This window comes from Ensifer sp. (assembly GCF_035999135.1).
In the GTDB taxonomy this organism is placed as follows: domain Bacteria; phylum Pseudomonadota; class Alphaproteobacteria; order Rhizobiales; family Rhizobiaceae; genus Ensifer.
In genome coordinates this window covers 1-17,933 of sequence record NZ_DASYGZ010000026.1, presented here as the reverse complement: position 1 = coordinate 17,933, position 17,933 = coordinate 1, and the positions used below count along the sequence as shown (strand labels likewise).

General features: G+C 62.2%; 15 protein-coding genes. 6 read left to right on the top strand and 9 right to left on the bottom strand.

From position 1 onward, the window contains the following. The 8 genes from VGO12_RS02145 to VGO12_RS02110 all read right to left on the bottom strand — a co-directional run. A partial coding sequence (locus VGO12_RS02145; RefSeq protein ID WP_327511099.1) for a sugar ABC transporter substrate-binding protein occupies positions 1–747 on the bottom strand: 747 nt, incomplete at its 3' end. 20 nt (positions 748–767) lie between these two features. After that, the gene (locus tag VGO12_RS02140) at positions 768–1,916 is read right to left on the bottom strand and encodes an ABC transporter ATP-binding protein (protein WP_414650660.1); all 1,149 of its coding nucleotides are present in this window, start codon (positions 1,914–1,916) and stop codon (positions 768–770) included. A 197-nt stretch (positions 1,917–2,113) separates the two neighbouring features. Continuing rightward, positions 2,114–5,146, bottom strand: coding sequence for an aminotransferase class III-fold pyridoxal phosphate-dependent enzyme (locus tag VGO12_RS02135; protein WP_327511098.1), 3,033 nt, complete (start codon positions 5,144–5,146; stop codon positions 2,114–2,116). Positions 5,147–5,163: 17 nt separating this feature from the next. Continuing rightward, the gene (locus VGO12_RS02130; RefSeq protein ID WP_327511097.1) at positions 5,164–5,856 is read right to left on the bottom strand and encodes an SDR family oxidoreductase; all 693 of its coding nucleotides are present in this window, start codon (positions 5,854–5,856) and stop codon (positions 5,164–5,166) included. Next, entirely contained in the window at positions 5,837–7,486 is a 1,650-nt protein-coding gene (locus VGO12_RS02125; protein ID WP_327511096.1) for an amino acid ABC transporter permease, read from the bottom strand. The genes VGO12_RS02130 and VGO12_RS02125 overlap by 20 nt, the downstream gene beginning before the upstream one ends. Positions 7,487–7,564: 78 nt before the next feature. Beyond that, on the bottom strand, positions 7,565–8,311 hold the full coding sequence (locus VGO12_RS02120) for a transporter substrate-binding domain-containing protein (RefSeq protein WP_327511095.1): 747 nt from the start codon (positions 8,309–8,311) through the stop codon (positions 7,565–7,567). A gap of 19 nt (positions 8,312–8,330) precedes the next feature. Continuing rightward, positions 8,331–9,404, bottom strand: coding sequence for a LacI family DNA-binding transcriptional regulator (locus VGO12_RS02115; RefSeq protein ID WP_327511094.1), 1,074 nt, complete (start codon positions 9,402–9,404; stop codon positions 8,331–8,333). Between the two features lie 190 nt (positions 9,405–9,594). Further along, a complete protein-coding gene (locus VGO12_RS02110) occupies positions 9,595–10,350 on the bottom strand; it encodes an SDR family NAD(P)-dependent oxidoreductase (protein ID WP_327511093.1) in 756 nt (251 codons plus the stop codon). Between the two features lie 332 nt (positions 10,351–10,682). On the opposite strand from VGO12_RS02110, the gene VGO12_RS02105 reads away from it, so the two are divergent. The 6 genes from VGO12_RS02105 (at position 10,683) to VGO12_RS02080 (ending at position 14,785) form a co-directional block, all read left to right on the top strand. After that, complete coding sequence (locus VGO12_RS02105) at positions 10,683–11,270, top strand: L,D-transpeptidase (RefSeq protein ID WP_327511092.1); 588 nt, start codon at positions 10,683–10,685, stop codon at positions 11,268–11,270. A 189-nt stretch (positions 11,271–11,459) separates the two neighbouring features. Next, complete coding sequence (locus tag VGO12_RS02100) at positions 11,460–11,591, top strand: ABC transporter (RefSeq protein ID WP_077963089.1); 132 nt, start codon at positions 11,460–11,462, stop codon at positions 11,589–11,591. A gap of 150 nt (positions 11,592–11,741) precedes the next feature. Beyond that, on the top strand, positions 11,742–12,314 hold the full coding sequence (locus VGO12_RS02095; protein WP_327511091.1) for a hypothetical protein: 573 nt from the start codon (positions 11,742–11,744) through the stop codon (positions 12,312–12,314). Between the two features lie 215 nt (positions 12,315–12,529). Then, a complete protein-coding gene (locus VGO12_RS02090) occupies positions 12,530–13,117 on the top strand; it encodes a protein-S-isoprenylcysteine O-methyltransferase (protein ID WP_327511101.1) in 588 nt (195 codons plus the stop codon). Positions 13,118–13,127: 10 nt separating this feature from the next. Beyond that, positions 13,128–13,910, top strand: coding sequence for a hypothetical protein (locus VGO12_RS02085; RefSeq protein ID WP_327511100.1), 783 nt, complete (start codon positions 13,128–13,130; stop codon positions 13,908–13,910). Beyond that, entirely contained in the window at positions 13,907–14,785 is an 879-nt protein-coding gene (locus VGO12_RS02080) for an SDR family NAD(P)-dependent oxidoreductase (protein WP_327511090.1), read from the top strand. Before VGO12_RS02085 ends, VGO12_RS02080 begins: the two co-directional genes overlap by 4 nt. A gap of 192 nt (positions 14,786–14,977) precedes the next feature. Here VGO12_RS02080 and VGO12_RS02075 read toward each other — a convergent pair whose 3' ends face one another. After that, the gene (locus VGO12_RS02075; protein ID WP_327511089.1) at positions 14,978–17,854 is read right to left on the bottom strand and encodes a DNA translocase FtsK; all 2,877 of its coding nucleotides are present in this window, start codon (positions 17,852–17,854) and stop codon (positions 14,978–14,980) included. Positions 17,855–17,933: the final 79 nt, after the last annotated feature.

The following is a 17,933-nucleotide window of genomic DNA, read 5'->3' as shown; positions in this document are numbered from 1 at the left end:
GCTGCCCGACGTGTCGTCGCCGAGGTTCAGCGTGATCGCTTCCTGCGTCTTGGCCATGTCGGCGAACATGTCGAGCACTTGCGCGGCCGCATCGCTGTTCATGTAGCCGTCGATCTTTTTGCCATCGTCGGAGATGTACTTGGTGCCGTTCGACCAGAGGAACTGTTCGAAGTCATAGGGATCGGGCTTGGCGTCGACGGCAAAGCCATAAACCTTGTTCTTCTCATCGCGGAACTTGGCAGCCTTGGCGCGCAGGTCGTCCCAGGTCCAGCCGTCCTTCGGCTCCTCGACGCCGACCTTGGCGAACATGTCCTTGTTGTAGAAGACCACCTGCGTGGTGAAGCCCGACGGCATGCCGTAGGTCTTGCCCTCGACACGAACGGTGTTCATCAGGCCCCTCGGGAAATCGTCCGGCTTGATCTCGGTCGCGTCCTTGGCGATCAACTCGTCGAGCGGCTTCAGCGAGGTGTAGTATTGCGGGAAGTTCCACATATACATGACATCGGGCGGATTGCCGGCGCCAAAGGCGGCGATCAGCTTCTGGTCGTAGCCATCGGCATAGGGCTCGACCTGAACCTTCACGCCCGGGTGCTTTTCCTCGAATTTCTTGGCGATTTCCTGCTGGATCGCCAGGCTTTCGTCCGTGTCCCAGGTCGCAAAGCGCAAGGTTTCTTCCGCGCGGGCCGTGGCGGTTCCGGCGATCGCCAGAACCATCAGCGAGCCGATGATCGACTTCCTGTTGAGCATGCTTCTCCTCCTCGTTCGGGTTACGCGACCCGCTTTGCCTTTTCCTGATTGATGAGCGCCTGCGTCTCGACATCGAGCCTGCGCGCGACCGCCTGGCCATCGCCGTCAAACAGATGGCAATGTTCGGCGGGCAAGCGCAGATGCACACGCTCGCGTGCGGATACCGGATGGGTGCCGCGGACCACGGCCGTCATGTCGCCGCCGTTCGCGAGGCTGATATGCACATGGCTCTCGGTGCCGAGCCGCTCGACCAGGCGCACGTCGCCGACCAGATGACCTTGCTCGGCCGAGACCAGTTCGATCTTGTCCGGGCGAATTCCGAGCGTCACCGATGCGGGTTTGGCAACCGGCACGGCAGTCTGCATTTCGAGCGTCAGCGGATGGGAAAGGCCACCGCCGTTGAGCGTCACGGATGTATCGACCTGCCCGGTCACTTCGGTCTTGACGAAGTTCATGCGTGGCGAGCCGATGAAGCCCGCAACGAACAGGTTCGCCGGCTGGTAGAAGAGTTCGAGCGGCGTGCCGAACTGGCTGACCTTGCCCTTGTCGAGCACGACGACCCGGTCGGACAGCGTCATCGCTTCAACCTGGTCGTGGGTGACATAGATCATCGTCACGCCGAGCCGCTCGTGCAGCGCGGCCAACTCGACGCGCATGGTGACGCGCAAGCCCGCATCGAGGTTCGACAGCGGCTCGTCGAGCAGGAAGAGTTTCGGCTCGCGCACGATGGCGCGGCCGATCGCCACGCGCTGGCGCTGGCCGCCCGAGAGCTGGCGCGGTTTGCGAGCCAACAACTCCTTGATGCGCAGGATGTCGGCGGCGTTGTCGACACGCCGATCGATCTCGTCGCGCTTCATGCCGTTCAGCGCCAGGCCGAAGGACAGGTTCTTGCGCACATTCATGTGCGGGTAGAGCGCGTAGTTCTGGAAGACCATGGCGATGTCGCGCTTGGCCGAGGCGACATCGGTGATGTCGCGATCGCCAAGGCGGATCGAACCGCCGTCCAGCTCCTCAAGACCGGCGATCGAGCGCAGCAGCGTGCTCTTGCCGCAGCCCGAGGGCCCAAGGAAGCAGACGAACTCGCCGTCGGCGATATCGAGGTTGATACCCTTCAAGACTTCAAGTGAACCGAAGCCTTTGCGCAAATTGTCGATGCGGATCGCTGCCAACGGGCCCTCCCTGCCGGCGGAGCGCTGTAACGGCGACCAAAGGTCGGCGTTCAGCGACTAGTTAAACGTTTATATGCACGATAAAAACGTTTAACTTTGTTGTAAAGCGGAAAATCACTTCAGCCGGATTTTGCTGTTGAGGGCCACTGGCAATAGCAAAACGGCCGCCCGAAGGCGGCCGCTTTTGGTGTTTTATCTCAGACGCTTAGACGTCCGAGTGTCTCGTCGAGCGCATTGAGGAAGCGATCGCAATCCTCGACGCTGAAGGGTGCGGGCGGCTTCACCTTCAGCACATTGTGGTGCGGCCCCTCGCTGCTCAAGAGAATCCGGTGCTTGCGCTTCATCTCTGCGATGACGAAATCGAGCTCGCGCGCGGCGGGCTCCAGCGTCTCACGGTCGCGCACCAGTTCGATGCCGTTGAAGAGGCCGTGACCGCGGACGTCGCCGATGATCGGGTGCTTGTTCGCAAGCACCCGCGCACCGTCCATCAGCCGGTCGCCGACGACGCGGCAATGGTGCATCAGCCGCTCGTCGCGGATAACGTCGAGCACGGCGAGACCGATTTCGGCCGAAACCGGATTGCCGCCGAAGGTGTTGAAATACTCCATGCCGTTGGCAAACGACGCCGCAATCGCCTCCGTGGTGACGACGGCCGCCATCGGATGGCCGTTGCCGATCGGCTTGCCCATGGTGACGATATCGGGCGTAACGCCCTGAAGCTCGTGCGCCCACATGTGACTGCCGACGCGGCCGAAGCCGACCTGCACCTCGTCGGCAAGGCAGAGGCCACCGGCCGCGCGCACATGGGCGTAGGCCTCACGCAGATAGCCATGCGGCAGTGACAATTGCCCCCCGGTTCCGAGAATACCTTCGCTGAAGAACAACGCCGGACGACGGCCATCGGCGGCAAGTGCTGCCACCTGGTTTCGCACGTCCCCGGCATATTTCCGGCCCGCATCCGCATCGCCATAGCGGTAGCGCCCGCGATAGAGATCGGGCATCTCGGCGACCTTCACATGCGCGGCCTGCCCCTCCCCGCCCTTGCCGGCGAACTTGTAGGGGCTGACGTCGATGAGGCTCGACAGATGGCCGTGATAGGCGTGATCGACTGTGATGATATCGCGGTTGCCGGTATAGGCGCGCGCCAGCCGGATCGCCAGATCGTTCGCCTCGCTGCCGGAATTGACGAAGAAGCAGACGTTGAGCGGATCTGGAAACTGGGCTGCGAGCCGGCGCGAATACTCGACCAGCGTGTCGTGCAGATAACGCGAATTGGTGTTGAGCTTGCCCATCTGCGCCTGCGCGGCCTTGACGACGCGCGGATGGCAATGGCCGACGTGGCAGACATTGTTGACCATGTCGAGCCAGCGCGTGCCGTCCTCGTCGATCAGATGCGCGCCCTCGCCTCCGACGATCTTTAAGGGTGCTGCGCTATAGGCGATGCTCAGTGACCGGCCGATGCGGCGATGACGCTCGCGCACCAGAAACGCCTTGTCGCGCGGCACGATCACCGACACGGGAACCGAAAGCCCGAGCACGACACTCGGATCCGGGCTCACCTCGCGCCACACCTGCCACTGGTCGCCAACGCCGACGCCATGCATCCGGCCGCCAAGGCCGAGATGGTCGGTGACGATCTGGAAATGCAGATGCGGTGCCCAGTTGCCGTTCTCCCCAGCCGTACCGAAAGCGGCGAAAGCCTCGCCCTTCTCAACCAATTGCCCCTCGGAAAGTCTGGCGACGCATTGGCGAGAGAGGTGGCCGTAGAGCGTCCAGAATCGCACGCCGCCTTCGATTTCGTGTTCGAGGAGCACGGTCGGACCGAACCCATAGGCCACAGCGTCGTCATGGATGAAGGCGACCTTGCCGGCAAAGGGCGCGCAAACCGGCTCGCCCGCGGGCGCGAAAATGTCGACGCCGAGATGGACCGAGCGACGCGCGCCCTCGATCGAGGTTTCATAGGTGTCGCCCCGGTAGACGCCACGATCTTCGCCATAAAGGCCAATGCCGAACGCAGCATGCTCGCTGCCGATTTGCGCCATGATCCGCGCCTCGGCCTCGGCCGCATCAAGGCTCGCCCATTGCGCAGCCTCCGATCCTGCGGCTGAGAAATCGAATACGGCGACCTTCGGCCTGGCATTTTCGGGGCGAACGATCGGCGCGAAATCATGGGCGTTCTTTTCGAGCCAGCGAACGACGGCAGAGGCCTGCGGGATCGGCGCCAGGCCGCAGGCGTCGCGAATACGAGCAATCGCGATCGAGCGGTTTTCGCCTTGCAGGCGGCTCAGTTCCCGCCAGACGTCGTCCTGGCTGACCAGAAGATAGGTGTTGTCCGGATTGTCGCGGATCTGCTTTGCCGCCATGCACATGCTGACGGCATAGCGGGTCATGACCAGATCGAAGACCAGTTCGATCTCCGTCTCGCTCAAGCGATTGACCTGTTGATAGCCGCCAGCAAGGGCGGCAATGGTTGCGACCGGATCCCGCGACCCGATCAGCGCATAGGCCGAGGCGACGGCGACTTCGATGACCCTGAAGGTCTCGACCATGTCGCCGAAATCGAGAAGGCCGCTGACATTGCCCTGCTCGTCGAGCAGCACGTTGTAATCGTTGGCGTCGTTGTGAATGACCTGCATCGGGCACGTCGCCATCCGCGGCAGCACCACGGACGTGAAGCGGTCAAGCACCGCATCGACAGAAGCCCGCTTTTCCGCAGCGCCGATCAGCTCGATATGCTTGCGATGCATGTCGGCCCGGCCGATGTCCCAGCCGTAAAGCCGCTTGGCGCCGCTATGGACGAAATCTTCGAGGTTGCGATCAAGGCCGGCCAGCAGACGCCCGAGGCTTGTCGCGCTGGCGTCGTCGCGAAGCGGCGCCTTCGCCCAGATATCGCCGGGCAACCAGGAGAGAAGCCGCGCCGTGCGGGGACCTCGAAGCTCGATCCTGCCGGTGACAGCGCCGGCGCGATTGCGAACCGCGCGAGAGATCGGCAGATCCGAAGCCTTGGCGGCGAGGTGCTCGAGAACCGCCACCTGCATGTCCAGCTCGTCCGCGCCGCCATCCGCATGCAGCTTCAGCAGGAACTCCCGGCCATCGCTGGCCGAAACCCGGTAGTTGAGATCGTGTTCGCCCGGCAGCGGCGAGAGCGTCGCCTCGATGCCATAGGTTTCGCTCAGCCAGGCGCGAATGGTCGCCAGTTCCTGCTCGGTTCTCAAATCTCTGTCTGCCATTGTCTCTGCCTGTCCTGTCACCACGAAATTCTCCGCCCGTCATAGGCGTGGAAACTGCCGCTGGCGGCCAGATCCGCCCTGTCGATGATCGCTTTGAGCCCTGCGGCGCTGTCAGCGACCGACACGACGGCGTCGCTGCCGCCCATGTCGGTCTTGACCCACCCGGGATGCAGCGAGAGCACGGAGATGCCATCACCCTTCAGATCCTGCGCGAGCTTGACCGTTGCCATGTTCAGCGCCGCCTTCGAACACCGATAGGCATAGTCGCCGTCATCGTCGTCGAGCGTGCCCTCGGCGAGCGAGCCTGCCCGGCTGCTGATATTGACGACGATACGACGCTTGCCGTCCTTAAGGTTGGCAAGAAGGGCCCGCGTCATGAGAAGCGGCGCCAGCGCGTTGACGCGCATCACGTCGAGGAAATCGTCCGCTTCGAGCGTCGAAAGGCCGCCCGTGTCGCCGCGCACGGCGGCATTGTTGATCAGCACGTCGATCGCCACGCCGGCAAGCGCCTTTCCGAGCGCCTCGATCGAGGCGGGATCGGCTACATCCAGTTGAAACCGATCCGCTTCCCCCGTGCGCGATACGGAACCCCGCGCACAGGCCAGAACCCGCCAGCCGTCCGCGGCATAGATCCGCGCCAGTTCGGCGCCCAACCCGCGGGAAGCGCCTGATATCAGGACCGTCGGTCGCCTAGCGGTGCTTGATGTCATATTTCCGCTCGACCATGTTGACGAGGCTGGCGGCGGCCAGCGTCAGGAAGATGTAGAAGATCGCCGCCGAATTATAGGGCGCGAACGGCAGGAAGCTTGCCGACTGGAACTCGCGCATGCGCTGGGTGATGTCGCGGATCGACAGGATCGACAACAGCGAGGTGTCTTTCAGGATCGCGATCAACTCGTTGCCGAGTGGCGGGATGATGATGCGGAAGGCCTGCGGCAGCACGACGAGGCGTGCCGTCTGCCAGCGGTTGAGGCCGATGCTGCGCGCAGCCTCCACCTGGCCGACCGGAATGGCGTTGATGCCCGAGCGGAAGATTTCGGCAAGATAGGCCGAATAGGCGAGCGCCATGGCGACGATACCGCGCATCAGGTTCGGCGGATCGAGCACGCCTTGCGTCGCATCCTTGAGCGCCCCGCTCAAGGGCAGGCCGACATAGAGCACGATCACCAGCATCGGAATGCCGCGGATCGTGTCGACGACGAACTCCGATCCGATCGCCAGCGGGTGGCGCTGGTGCAGATAGCCGCCGAAGGTGAGCAGGCCGAGGATGATCGCAAGCACGGCGACAGTGATGCCGGCGGCGCGATCGCGGTCGTTCAGGGCTTCGGTTTTCCAGAGCACCGGCATGTCGGCGGGCACGGCTGCGGCCGGCAGCAAGGCTGCCGAAACGCCTTCGCCCTTGGCGATCGATGCCAACGCCTCTGTCGGGCCGAGGAAGGTGCGCACGGGCGTTTCCGCCTGCGGTGCGCCGTCATACTGGCCAAAGCGCACGGCGCTGATCAAGCCTGAAGGCGTGTTGGTGACAATGCCGACCTTGCCCTCGAGCGTGCCGGCAAGCACGTAAGTATCGCGCGGCTGCAGCAGGAACCAGCCGGCAGCGAGCGCCAGCACCAGCGTCGCGATGGCGTAATAGAGGCTGGTCTTGACGGTCGAGCGCAGTTGCAGGAGCCCGACCCAGACGAGGCCCATGAGCGCCGCGAGAATATAGGCGGCGACTGCCGCCCGGATGGTTGTCGCAACCCCCGCCGCAAAGGCGATGTGAGCGAAGAAGAAGACAAAGACGAGGCCTGCGCCGTTGACGAGGCCGAGGAGCCAGCGAGCAACGCGGCGCAGTCGGTCATCGGCCCCCGGGCGCCTGCTCAGGACGAAGAGACCGAGGCCAATCGCGGTGATCGCGAAATAGACGGGAAACAGCCAGCCCTCGACGCCGCGCACCATGAGATCGGCAACTTCGGTCAACTGCCGCGGCGTGACACCTTTGACGATCAGCGTGGATTTGAACGGATCGACGCCGTTGGCAACGACGGAGGCGATGAACGGATGGATGTTGTGGCCGATCACGAGAATGGCGGCCGCGGCAAGGTTGAGCGCGGCGGCAACATTCGCGAGCCGCGGACGCGGCGCCTTGGCGCGCGAAAACACGAGCACTGCGATACCCGAGGCGAATGCGATCGCCAGCGCCAGGAAGCCGGGCACGAAGGCAGACGAGCCGTTTTCGACACCGAGGATCGCTTTCAGCGAGCGCTGGTAATCTCCGGAGGATACGAACAGATAGATGATGAAGGGCAGCGCGGTCAGGATGATCAGATTGCTTGGACGCACGCTTCTCAGGAACGACATTCATTCCTCCGGGGCATAGGACAGACAAACGGAGAACCCGGAGCGTCGCGCGCTCCGGGTCCGAACGGGTTCACGAGCTTACTTCAGGCCCCAGTACTTGTTGATCAACTGGTCGAGCGTACCGTCGTCCTTGATCATCTTCAGGCCCTCGTTGAAGGCCGCGACATTCTCGTCGCCCTTGCGGAAGACGAGGCCGAGCGGGTCGGATTCGAGATCCTTGATCGCGACCACGAGTTCGCCGGCAAATTCGCGCTCATAGGCAGCCGCGTTGGCGCCGTTGATGACGACGCCATCGACGTCCTTGTTCTTGAGCGCGATGATCGCGGCGCTGAACGTATCGTAGCCCGCCATGTTCTCCTTGCCGACGACACTTTCGGCAACCTGCGCATCGGTGGTGTTCGCCTGGGCGGCAAGCTTGCGTCCGGCGTCCTTGAAGCGGTCGAGCGTGATGCCCTGGTCTTCGACCCGCATCAGCACCGCCTGGCTGTTGACTATGTAGGGCTCCGAGAAATCCATCGCCTTCTTGCGCTCGTCGGTGATCGAGACGCCGGAAGCCACCAGGTCAAAGCTGCCCTGGTCGAGCGCTGCGAAGATGCCATCCCAGCCGGTCGTGATGAATTCGGCCTGGCAGTTGATCTTGGCGCAGACGGCATTGACCACGTCAACGTCGAAGCCGACGATCTGGCCGGTCGCCGGATCGACGCTCTCCATCGGCGGCGAGGTCGTGTCGGAGCCGACCTTCAACAGCTTTCCGCCGAGGTCGGCGGCATGCGACACGCTGGATGCAAGGGCTGCCAGCGTAAGGGCAATCATCAGTTTTTTCATGGTTCTCCTCCTTTGATGATCAAGTTCGGTTCAGGCGGCCGCCGAGATCGTCGGACTGGCGCGCGATCAGTGTCGGCCTGAAGACCTGCCGCAACGCCTTGGGATCCTCCCCCTCCATGCGCCGCAACAGAAAATGACCGAGCGTGCGGCCGAGCACCTCGATCGGCTGGTAGAAAGTGGTGACCGGCGGGGTGAAATAAGCGCTGACATTGATGTCGTCATAGGCGATGACATCGACATCGACGCCCACCTGGCGTCCAAGGGCTGCGAGCCCCGAGAGCACCCCGAGCGTTGTGGATTCGTTGATGCAGACGAAGGCGGTCGGTTCGTCGTCGACCTGCAGGAAATCGATCACCGCCTGACGGCCGAAATGGGTCGACAGATCGCCTTCGGCAATCAGGGCCATCGGCGCATCGAGCCCGGCCTCACGGAACGCCCTGACGAAGCCGTCGATCCTGTCGAGCGCATAGGAAAGACGCCGCTCCGGATTGACAAGGGCGATGCGCCGATGGCCGCCGGCGATCAGCCGTGCAGTCGCGGCATGCGCTGCCCATTCGTTGTCGATGTCGACATGGGCGTAGTCGAGATCTTTGCGGCAGCGCCCCATCGAAACGAAGGGAAAATGCTCGCCAACCAAAAGGTCGATGCGCGGGTCCTCGGCAAGGATGCCCGAAAAGATCAGGCCGTCGGCCAGCCCCTGGTCAATAATCCGGCGAGCGGCCTCAGCACCGTCTGCCGCGTCACGGATGATGTGGACCGACATGCGATAATCGGTGCCATCGAGCGCCTGGCTGATGCCGCTCAGCGTCTGCGTGTATTCGACGCCGTCCCACTCGTAGTAGCGCGCGGCGGTCACAGGCATCAGCACGGCCGCCTGAAAGCTCTTGCCGGTTCGAAGCGCCATGCCGCGGGCATTCGCCTGATAGCCGACCTCGCGTGCCGCCTTGTAGATGAGGTCTCTCGTCGCCGGCGCCACCACGGGCGATTCGCGCAGCGCCTTCGAGATGGTGGCGATCGAATACCCCGTCATCTCGGCCAGCGTCTTGATTGTTGGCGGCGGCGTGCGCCGCGCCCTGTGCACTTGCATCGCCATGCACCCTCCCGAGGCTCGCGGCGTCTCCCTTAGCCTATGGGTAACAGCCAATAAAAACGTTTTCAAGAAAAATAAAAACGTTTTTATTTTGAATAAGGCGCTTGCACAGTGCGCGACTGCCAATAGGGCGCGACGCACTGGCGCGGACCAGCGGGGAATTGATTTTCAACGATTGAGCGATGCGGACGGCTCAGTGAGCCGTATATGCGCCATCGACGAGATGAACGCTCCCGGTGATGAAACTCGCCTGCTCAGACAGCAGGAAACATATCAGCGCAGCGACCTCATCCGGCGTACCGAGACGCCCCATCGGTTGCATCGACATTATGCGCCTATTGCTTGCCGCGTCCGCATTCTCCGCCGAGAGCGGCGTGTCGATCCAACCCGGCGCCACGGCATTGATGCGAATCCCGGTTCGGGCATACTCGATTGCTGCAGCCTTGGTCAGCCCGACCACTGCATGCTTGGCGGCCGTGTAGGCGGCGGCAGTCGGCAGGGCGACGGCGCCCAGAATGGAAGACGTGTTAACAATCGCGCCTCCGCCATGACGTGCCATCGCTGCGATCTCGTACTTCATACAGTAGAAGACACCATGCAGGTTCACATTCATCAGCGCGTGCCAGCCATCGAGCGGATAGTCGGCGGTTGCTTTCCGGACGCCATCGACGCCGGCGTTGTTGACCGCCAGATGCAGACCACCGCAGGTCTCGACGGCGAACCTCACCAGCTTCTCCACGGCACCGGCGTCGGCGACATCGACCGTAACGTTATGAGCTTTCCCACCTTTGGAGCAAATTTCGTCAGCGATCTGCCGCACAGCTGCGGCATCGACATCGGCAGCAACCACCTCCGCGCCCTCTGCTGCGAGTTGCCGGCACACGGCTGCGCCTATTCCGGAACCCGCGCCGGTCACAAGTGCGACCTTGCCAGCGAAGCTTAATTTCATTCTGTCAGTCCTAACAACCACGTTTCGGCCAGTCGAACGAGGGTGGCGCCGCAAGCCATTTCATGAAGCGCCCGTCGAGACCTGACCTTCCAGCCGGACAGACTCAGCAACACACAAGAACACTGCAAGTTTTAATCCAAATCATGCATCACACCCATCCCCTCGACCCAGATATACAATCCTTTTCGTGCATCTCCTCCAGGCTTGAGAAAAAATCCACACGTCCTCTCACTATCTGCTTGCAAGTCTTGCTCGTTTCATTGGAGCTTGGCCAATCAATATTGTAATGCTAAAAAAGAATCGGGGCGTACCATTTTTCTCAGCAGGTAAAGATGGACAATCACCGCATTACACGGAGATTCCTGCTTGTCGGCAGCCTTGGCCTGTTGGCGGGGTGCAGTTCAAGCTGGCAAGGCATTTCCTTCCCATCCCTATACGGCGGCACCCCGGGTGTTGATCGTCGCTATCGAAAGCAACATGTCCGGTACGACGGCAACGAGCCGGCGGGAACGATCGTCGTGGACACCACGCAACGCTATCTCTACTCGATCGAAACCGGCGGATGGGCGATGCGCTACGGGATAGGCGTTGGACAGGAAGGCCTTACCCTCAAGGGCCGCGCCGTCGTCGGACGTAAGGCTGAATGGCCTTCATGGACACCGAGCGCAAGCATGATCAGGCGCAAGCCGGAACTGGCGCAATATGCTGGAGGCGTTTCCGGAGGCCCTCACAATCCGTTGGGCGCGTCGGCACTGTACCTTTATCGCAACGGTCAGGATACCAGGTTCCGTCTCCACGGCACCAACGCGCCTTGGACCATAGGGCAGGCAGTCTCGAACGGCTGCATCCGACTTACGAACGACGACATCGTTGATCTCTACGCGCGGACACCGATTGGAACTCCGGTATTGATCATCTGAACGCGTACTCTATCTCAGCTTGACGTTGGAGTAGGGTTGGCGCGCTTCAAATGACTATTCAGCCTTCGGTAACGATAAACCGAATGACGAGCGTGCTTTTTCCGCACTAGGACGAATCTCAATTTGCCGGTAATACTACGAATGTTGCCTTCGAATACCCATTCCGACAACAGAGGAAAGGATCTATTGATGAGCAGAATTCTAATCGTGACAGTTGCGTTGCTTTCCGTTGCCAGCCTTGCTGCTTGCGGAACAATCGGCAAAGGCAAAGGCAAGGCGCCGCCACCCGTGGCGGAAGAACCGGCGCCCGTTTACAAGTAGCTACTGACCTTGGTCCGGGGAGGACCTCAAGGTCCTTCCCGCCCTGTCTGACCGTGGCCGTCCCCGGCCACACGTCGTGGCGCGCGGATCGAAATGCCACTCGTGGCGAAATTCGTAAGCTCGTCTGAACTCGGGAGATATGACGCAGTAATGACGCGTTCACGAGGTCGAATTTCGTTCGCCATTCTAGCCGCATTCGCGGTTACGGCGTGTCAATCGCAAGACAAAGGCCCGCAACCAAGGTTTGTATCAAGCTATGCGGGCACGACGTCACAACAGCGCGATCAGGGCTATTTCATCGAATTCCGCTCGCGTTATGCGCTCAGTTACGGCCACTCCTATGTGATTTTTGGCCGCCTCAGCAAGTCTGGAGCGATGGTCAATCCAGAAGTGGCGGGACTTGCCCCCGCGACGAGCGATACCGCCCCCTATGTGATTGGTCACGTCTTGCCGGTCCCGGCCGAAACCGGCGCAAGCGACGGTGACCTCGAGGAGCAATACAGGTCTGCAAGCTGGCGCGTAATGTTGACAGAAGCCGAGTACCGCGACGTCGTCGCCAAGATCCGAAAGCTTAAAGCCGAATCCCGGTTTTGGCAGGCATCGATCTACAACTGCAACGCGTTCGTCGCCGACATCGCGCGCTCCATGGGATACAAGACACCAGGCATCTGGCTCAGGCCCCAGCAATTCATCACGCGGCTCCGCGAAATGAACGGCGGATAGACTGGTGAACAAATGCGTCCTGTGTCTCGTTGGGTGACCGGGGTTCGTTTGCGTAGCCATCACTCGTGGACATCGTTCCGGGGCCGACTGAATTTTCGTCCGCCACGGCACATGCAACACCTTGTCAGGTCGAAGCGACGCATGGCAGTCTCGCCTTTGCTTGCGGCCTCGACGGCTGGAAGCCGCAGCAAAAGTGTGGGTGTTTCAACGTGAACATGTCTGTTGCTTCCATCGGCGAAACCGTCTGGGTCATAGGCATCGTTGCCTGGTACGTGATCCGTTATCCGTTTGAACGCCGGGCGAAACGTGTGCGGGTAACGAGCAGTCGCCGCACGGCGACCGATACGATTGGCCTTGCTGCTGCGCTTCTTGGCCTCTCCATCGTGCCTGGATTCTATGTCGCAACGGGAATGCCCAGATTTGCCGACTATCAGGCGTTTCCCTGGATGGTTGGCGCTGGAACCCTGATCTTTGCATCGGCTCTGTGGACGTTCCGTCGCACGCACAAGGAACTCGGCCGCAACTGGTCGATATCGCTGGAGATCCGCGAAAAACATCAGTTGATCAGCAAAGGCCCTTACGCCGTGGTGCGCCATCCGATGTATACCAGCTTCCTGCTCATGGGGATTGGCCAGATGTTTCTCCTGTCGAACTGGGTTGCCGGCCTCGCGGGTGTCTTCGGATTTGCTGTGCTTTTTTTCCTGCGCGTGGACAAGGAGGAGCGTCTGATGCTGGAATTTTTCGGCGCCGAGTATCGCGCCTACATGGACAGAACCAAGCGTATTATCCCCTATCTTTACTAGAGGTGGCATGATGCGGGGCCGACCGGTCAAGCTTTCTGCGGCGCGACGCCTTGTCGGAGATCTGATGCGATTTTCGATCGGCGTTCCCCGGGTCACGGTGCAACGGCACATGAACATCAGCGCGTTGCAAGGGGTCAGATCGAGCCAATCGGAACGGCCGTCCTGGACGGTCCTATTTCTCAAGGGCTACGGGCTGCTTTCGAAGGAGACTCCGGAGCTTCGCCGGGCCTATGTGAAGCTGCCAAGACCGCAACTTTATGAGTATCCGGCGAGCATCGCGTCCGTGGCCCACGAGCGCGAACACGAAGGCGAACGCGTTGTGCTTCTCAGTCTCATCAAAACGCCCGAACAGCGCTCCATTACCGAGTTGAGCGCCCTGCTTCAGGAGGCGCGATCGCGTCCCGTGCTTGAGATCAGGGAGTTCCGGCGGGCGCTGAAGGTTGCACGCTTGCCGGCACCACTGCGGCGGCTGCTGATGTGGCTCGGCCTGAACATGGGACGTCAACGGGGCCACCGGTTCGGCACCTTCCAATTGTCGGTCTATTCGGGTCTGGGCGCGGAGTCGCTCAACCCGCTGACACCTCTGACGACGATCTTCAACTATGGACCGATCGGCGAGGATGGATCAGTCACTGTGCGAATTCACTACGACCACCGCGTCATGGACGGCGCCAATGTGGCCCGCGCCCTGGCTCGTTTCGAGGAGATCTTGAACGGAGAGGTCGCTCAGGAAGTGGGGCGGTTGCGACAGGCTGGAGACGCATCCGTCACCACATCGGAGCGGTCTGCATGATGTCGGACCAACAACCCCGACCGGCAATTGTGGTCGTAGGCGCATCAAGGGGCATTGGCAGAGCCCTTGCCGAGCTTGCCGCGGGTGACGGGGCGCCCGTCGTCCTTGTCGCACGATCGATCGAGGGCCTACGCAGCGTCGAATCCTCGATCAAGCAGGCGGGCGGCGAGGCATTCCCACTTTCGCTTGACCTTACCTCCAGCAAGGCACCGACCGACCTCGAGGATTTCCTCGCCCGCGAGGCGCTCGTCTGCGACGTTCTCATCAACAGCGCCGGTTATGGCCTGCGCGGCGCGGCGAGCGCCTTGCCGAATGCCGACCAGGTTGGAATGATCGACGTGAATGTTCGCGCCCTTGCCGAGCTGACATTGCGCCTGTTGCCGGGCATGGTCGCACGACGCCGTGGCGGCATCATCAATCTCGCCTCCGTCGCGAGTTTTACGCCCGGCCCCTACATGGCCACGTATTATGCGAGCAAGGCGTTCGTTCGTTCCTTCTCCGAAGCGTTGCACGAGGAGACGCGAAAGGCAGGCGTGACGGTGACCTGCGTCGCGCCGGGACCGGTATCGACCGAATTCCTTGCAACATCCGGCGCCAACAGGGCTGCCCTGTTCAAGGTTTTGCCGAAGGCCAGTCCGGAGTACGTAGCGGACTGCGCCTGGCGCGGGTTCAAGGCACGACGGCGGCTGGTCATCCCCGGCATCTCCGCCAAGCTGGCAATTCTGATGGCAGGATTACTTCCTTCTGCCGCACTGTTGCCGCTGGTCGGCCGACTGCAACTTCGCGGCAACGATCCCTGCCCTTGCGGATCTGGAAGACAGCTCAAGCATTGCTGCCGCGCAGGCCGAGCCAAAGGCGGTACAGCCTCGGCCTGATCCGCATCGGCAGCCGACAATTCCGCAATCAGGATGGGCTGTGCAAGCAACGGCAAGAGCATTGGATGCCAATGCTCCTAAAGGCCCATATCGCTCGATCTGCGTCACGTCTTTGGCGGAATGCGAAAGGCCACGAAGCATTCGCTCCGCGGCCATCACATCTTTCGACGCCGAGCTTGTCCGAGGCCAAACTCAATCCATGTCGTCGTTGTCGGGCACGCTCATGTGGTCGCGGTTGCCATAGACGATCTCGCGTTTGCCGACATGGTTGGCAGGACCGACGAGCCCTTCCTTCTCCATGCGCTCCACGAGCGAGGCGGCACGGTTGTAGCCGACGCCGAGGCGGCGCTGGATGTAGGAGGTCGAGCACTTCTTGTCACGCAGAACCACCTTGACCGCCTGGTCATAGAGTTCGTTGCCGTCTTCGGATGCAAGCGCGCTCTTGTCGAAGACCGGGGTCTCCTCCTGCGGCTCCTCTTCCTCTTCTTCCGCCGTGACGGTTTCGAGGTATTCGGGGCGTCCTTGCGTCTTCAGGTGTGCCACGACGTGTTCGACCTCGAGGTCCGAGACGAACGGACCGTGCACACGGGCGATGCGCCCGCCGCCCTGCATGTGCAGCATGTCGCCCTGACCGAGCAGCTGTTCGGCACCCTGCTCGCCAAGGATCGTGCGGCTGTCGATCTTCGAGGTCACCTGGAACGAGATCCGGGTCGGGAAGTTTGCCTTGATCGTACCGGTGATGACGTCGACCGAGGGACGCTGCGTCGCCATGATCAGGTGGATACCGGCGGCGCGCGCCATCTGCGCCAGCCGCTGGATCGCGCCTTCGATCTCCTTGCCAGCGACCATCATCAGGTCGGCCATCTCGTCGACGATGACGACGATATAGGGCATCGGCGCCAGGTCCATCTCCTGCTGCTCGAACAGCGGCTCGCCGGTGCCTTTTTCGAAACCGGCCGGGACCGTGCACATGACAGGCTCGCCCTTTTCGCGGGCGGCGGCCGCGCGCTGGTTGTAGCCGTCGATGTTGCGCACACCAAGCCGCGACATCTTGCGGTAGCGATCTTCCATCTCGCGCACGGCCCATTTCAGCGCCATGACGGCCTTCTTCGGGTCGGTGACGACAGGCGTCAAAAGGTGCGGGATGCCGTCATAGACGGACAGTTCGAGCATCTTCGGATCGACCATGATCAGGCGGCACTCTTCCGGCTTCAGCCGGTAGAGCAGCGACAGGATCATCGTGTTGATCGCGACCGACTTGCCCGAGCCGGTGGTGCCGGCAACGAGCAGATGCGGCATCTTCGCGAGCTCGGCAATAACCGGCTCGCCGCCGATCGTCTTGCCGAGGCAAAGGGCCAGCTTGTAGCCGGTCTTGCGGAAATCGACGGACTCGATCAGTTCGCGGAAATAGACGGTCTCGCGGGTGGCGTTCGGCAGTTCGATGCCGATGACGTTGCGGCCGGGAACGACCGCGACGCGGGCCGAAAGCGCCGACATGGAGCGGGCGATATCATCGGCAAGGTTGATGACGCGCGACGACTTCACGCCCGGTGCCGGCTCGAATTCATAGAGCGTGACGACCGGGCCCGGGCGGACATGGATGATCTCGCCCTTGACGCCGAAATCCTCGAGCACGCTTTCAAGCAGGCCGGCGTTCTGTTCCAGCTGCTCCTGCGTCATGAAGAAGCCCTGGCCGACAGGCGCTTCCTGCAACAACTCCTCGGACGGATGTTCGTAGGCGTCGCCACTGAACGTGCGCTCGACCACCCCGATTGCCGGCATGCCGCTTGGCGCGCGGGTCACCGTCGCCGGCATGGTGATGGCGGCTTTCGACACGACGGGTGCGGGCTGCTCTGTCTCGACCGGCTCGGCCTTCACGATTTCCGGCGCATCGGCAACGACAGCCTGAGCCGGCGCGACGAGCGGAGCCTGAACGGCCGCTGCAACGGGCTCGTGAGACGCCTTGGCAGCCTCTGCCGTTCCCGCGCGGACGTCGACCACGCGGAACAGCGAGGTAATCGCCGTCGGCGGCATGCGGCGGATTTCGACCGGGCGGACGGGTGCCTGAGGAGCGACGGCAGCGGGAGTGATCGCAACAGGAGCGACAACCGGTGTCATTGGTGCCGGGGCAGACGCCTCGACAAAGGGCTTCGGATGCGCGGTTTCTTCACCGGCAACCGCGACATCGTCGGCCGGGCCAAATTCGAAGAAGGCGAAATCCGACAGGAAGACGGAATGCTGTGCACCCTGATCTGCAGGCGTATCTGCTGTTGCCAGCACGGGGGCCGGCCGAACCTCTGCGCCGGGCTTTGAAGCCGCGATGGGCGCCGTCAGAACCGGGGCGAGCGCCACGTCTTCTTCTGCGGCAGCCTGCGCGCGCTCAAGCATCGGCGGTTCGATCGTGTTTTGCGCAGCGGTCCAGGTCGGCAGCTGGTTCGTCAGCATGCGCAACAATTCGGACGGGCTGTATGACGGGAGCGGCGCGTCGGGCTGCGAGGCGTGGTCCGCTGCAGCATCGGTGGTCTCGACCGACGCCTGCTCGACCGCGACCGGTTCGGCGGACGCCACCGGCTCCATGGAAACCGGCTGCGGCTCTGCCGCTGTCCCGACAGTTGTTCCAGCGGTTTCGGCCACCGCCGGAACCTCTTCGGCGGCCGCTTCGCTTTCGTCGACCTGTGGCGCGCGCCGTTTCATGAACTCGCGCTCGGGGGTACGCGTGAAGCGGACATTCGGCGCCAGGAAGAAATGGCTCTCCCAGGTTGAGTCGCCGTAGTGACCAGCGATCTCCGAAAGGGTCGGCAGCGGATCGCTGGACGTGGTTGTGACCTGCGCCGGCGCATAGGCCGAACCCTGTCCATAGAGGCGGGTAGCACGGCTCATTGTTTCGCTCTGCTGGTTAGCGGGCTTACGCGGCGCCGCCGGCGCCTCGTACAGTTGATAGGGATCGGCGGTTTCCGCCTCGTGGGTGGGCATACCGCTCAACGCATCATCCTGCGGACCATCGAAATAATCCGCCTGGTTTGCATCATGCAAAGCAGCCTGTGAGAAGTTTGTCCTGGGAATACGCATGGGTCCTGGAAGAGCTAGAGACATCGCCGCGGGGCCTTCTAAGCGATAGGAAATGAAGGTTAACAAGTCCCTTCCAACG

What these genes read in the sequence shown, in the direction of transcription:
- VGO12_RS02135 (WP_327511098.1), bottom strand. Translation starts at nt 5,146, where the DNA reads ATGGCAGACAGAGATTTGAGAACCGAGCAGGAACTGGCGACCATTCGC.
- VGO12_RS02130 (WP_327511097.1), bottom strand. Translation starts at nt 5,856, where the DNA reads ATGACATCAAGCACCGCTAGGCGACCGACGGTCCTGATATCAGGCGCT.
- VGO12_RS02125 (WP_327511096.1), bottom strand. Translation starts at nt 7,486, where the DNA reads ATGTCGTTCCTGAGAAGCGTGCGTCCAAGCAATCTGATCATCCTGACC.
- VGO12_RS02120 (WP_327511095.1), bottom strand. Translation starts at nt 8,311, where the DNA reads ATGAAAAAACTGATGATTGCCCTTACGCTGGCAGCCCTTGCATCCAGC.
- VGO12_RS02115 (WP_327511094.1), bottom strand. Translation starts at nt 9,404, where the DNA reads ATGGCGATGCAAGTGCACAGGGCGCGGCGCACGCCGCCGCCAACAATC.
- VGO12_RS02110 (WP_327511093.1), bottom strand. Translation starts at nt 10,350, where the DNA reads ATGAAATTAAGCTTCGCTGGCAAGGTCGCACTTGTGACCGGCGCGGGT.
- VGO12_RS02105 (WP_327511092.1), top strand. Translation starts at nt 10,683, where the DNA reads ATGGACAATCACCGCATTACACGGAGATTCCTGCTTGTCGGCAGCCTT.
- VGO12_RS02100 (WP_077963089.1), top strand. Translation starts at nt 11,460, where the DNA reads ATGAGCAGAATTCTAATCGTGACAGTTGCGTTGCTTTCCGTTGCCAGC.
- VGO12_RS02095 (WP_327511091.1), top strand. Translation starts at nt 11,742, where the DNA reads ATGACGCGTTCACGAGGTCGAATTTCGTTCGCCATTCTAGCCGCATTC.
- VGO12_RS02090 (WP_327511101.1), top strand. Translation starts at nt 12,530, where the DNA reads ATGTCTGTTGCTTCCATCGGCGAAACCGTCTGGGTCATAGGCATCGTT.
- VGO12_RS02085 (WP_327511100.1), top strand. Translation starts at nt 13,128, where the DNA reads ATGCGGGGCCGACCGGTCAAGCTTTCTGCGGCGCGACGCCTTGTCGGA.
- VGO12_RS02080 (WP_327511090.1), top strand. Translation starts at nt 13,907, where the DNA reads ATGATGTCGGACCAACAACCCCGACCGGCAATTGTGGTCGTAGGCGCA.
- VGO12_RS02075 (WP_327511089.1), bottom strand. Translation starts at nt 17,854, where the DNA reads ATGCGTATTCCCAGGACAAACTTCTCACAGGCTGCTTTGCATGATGCA.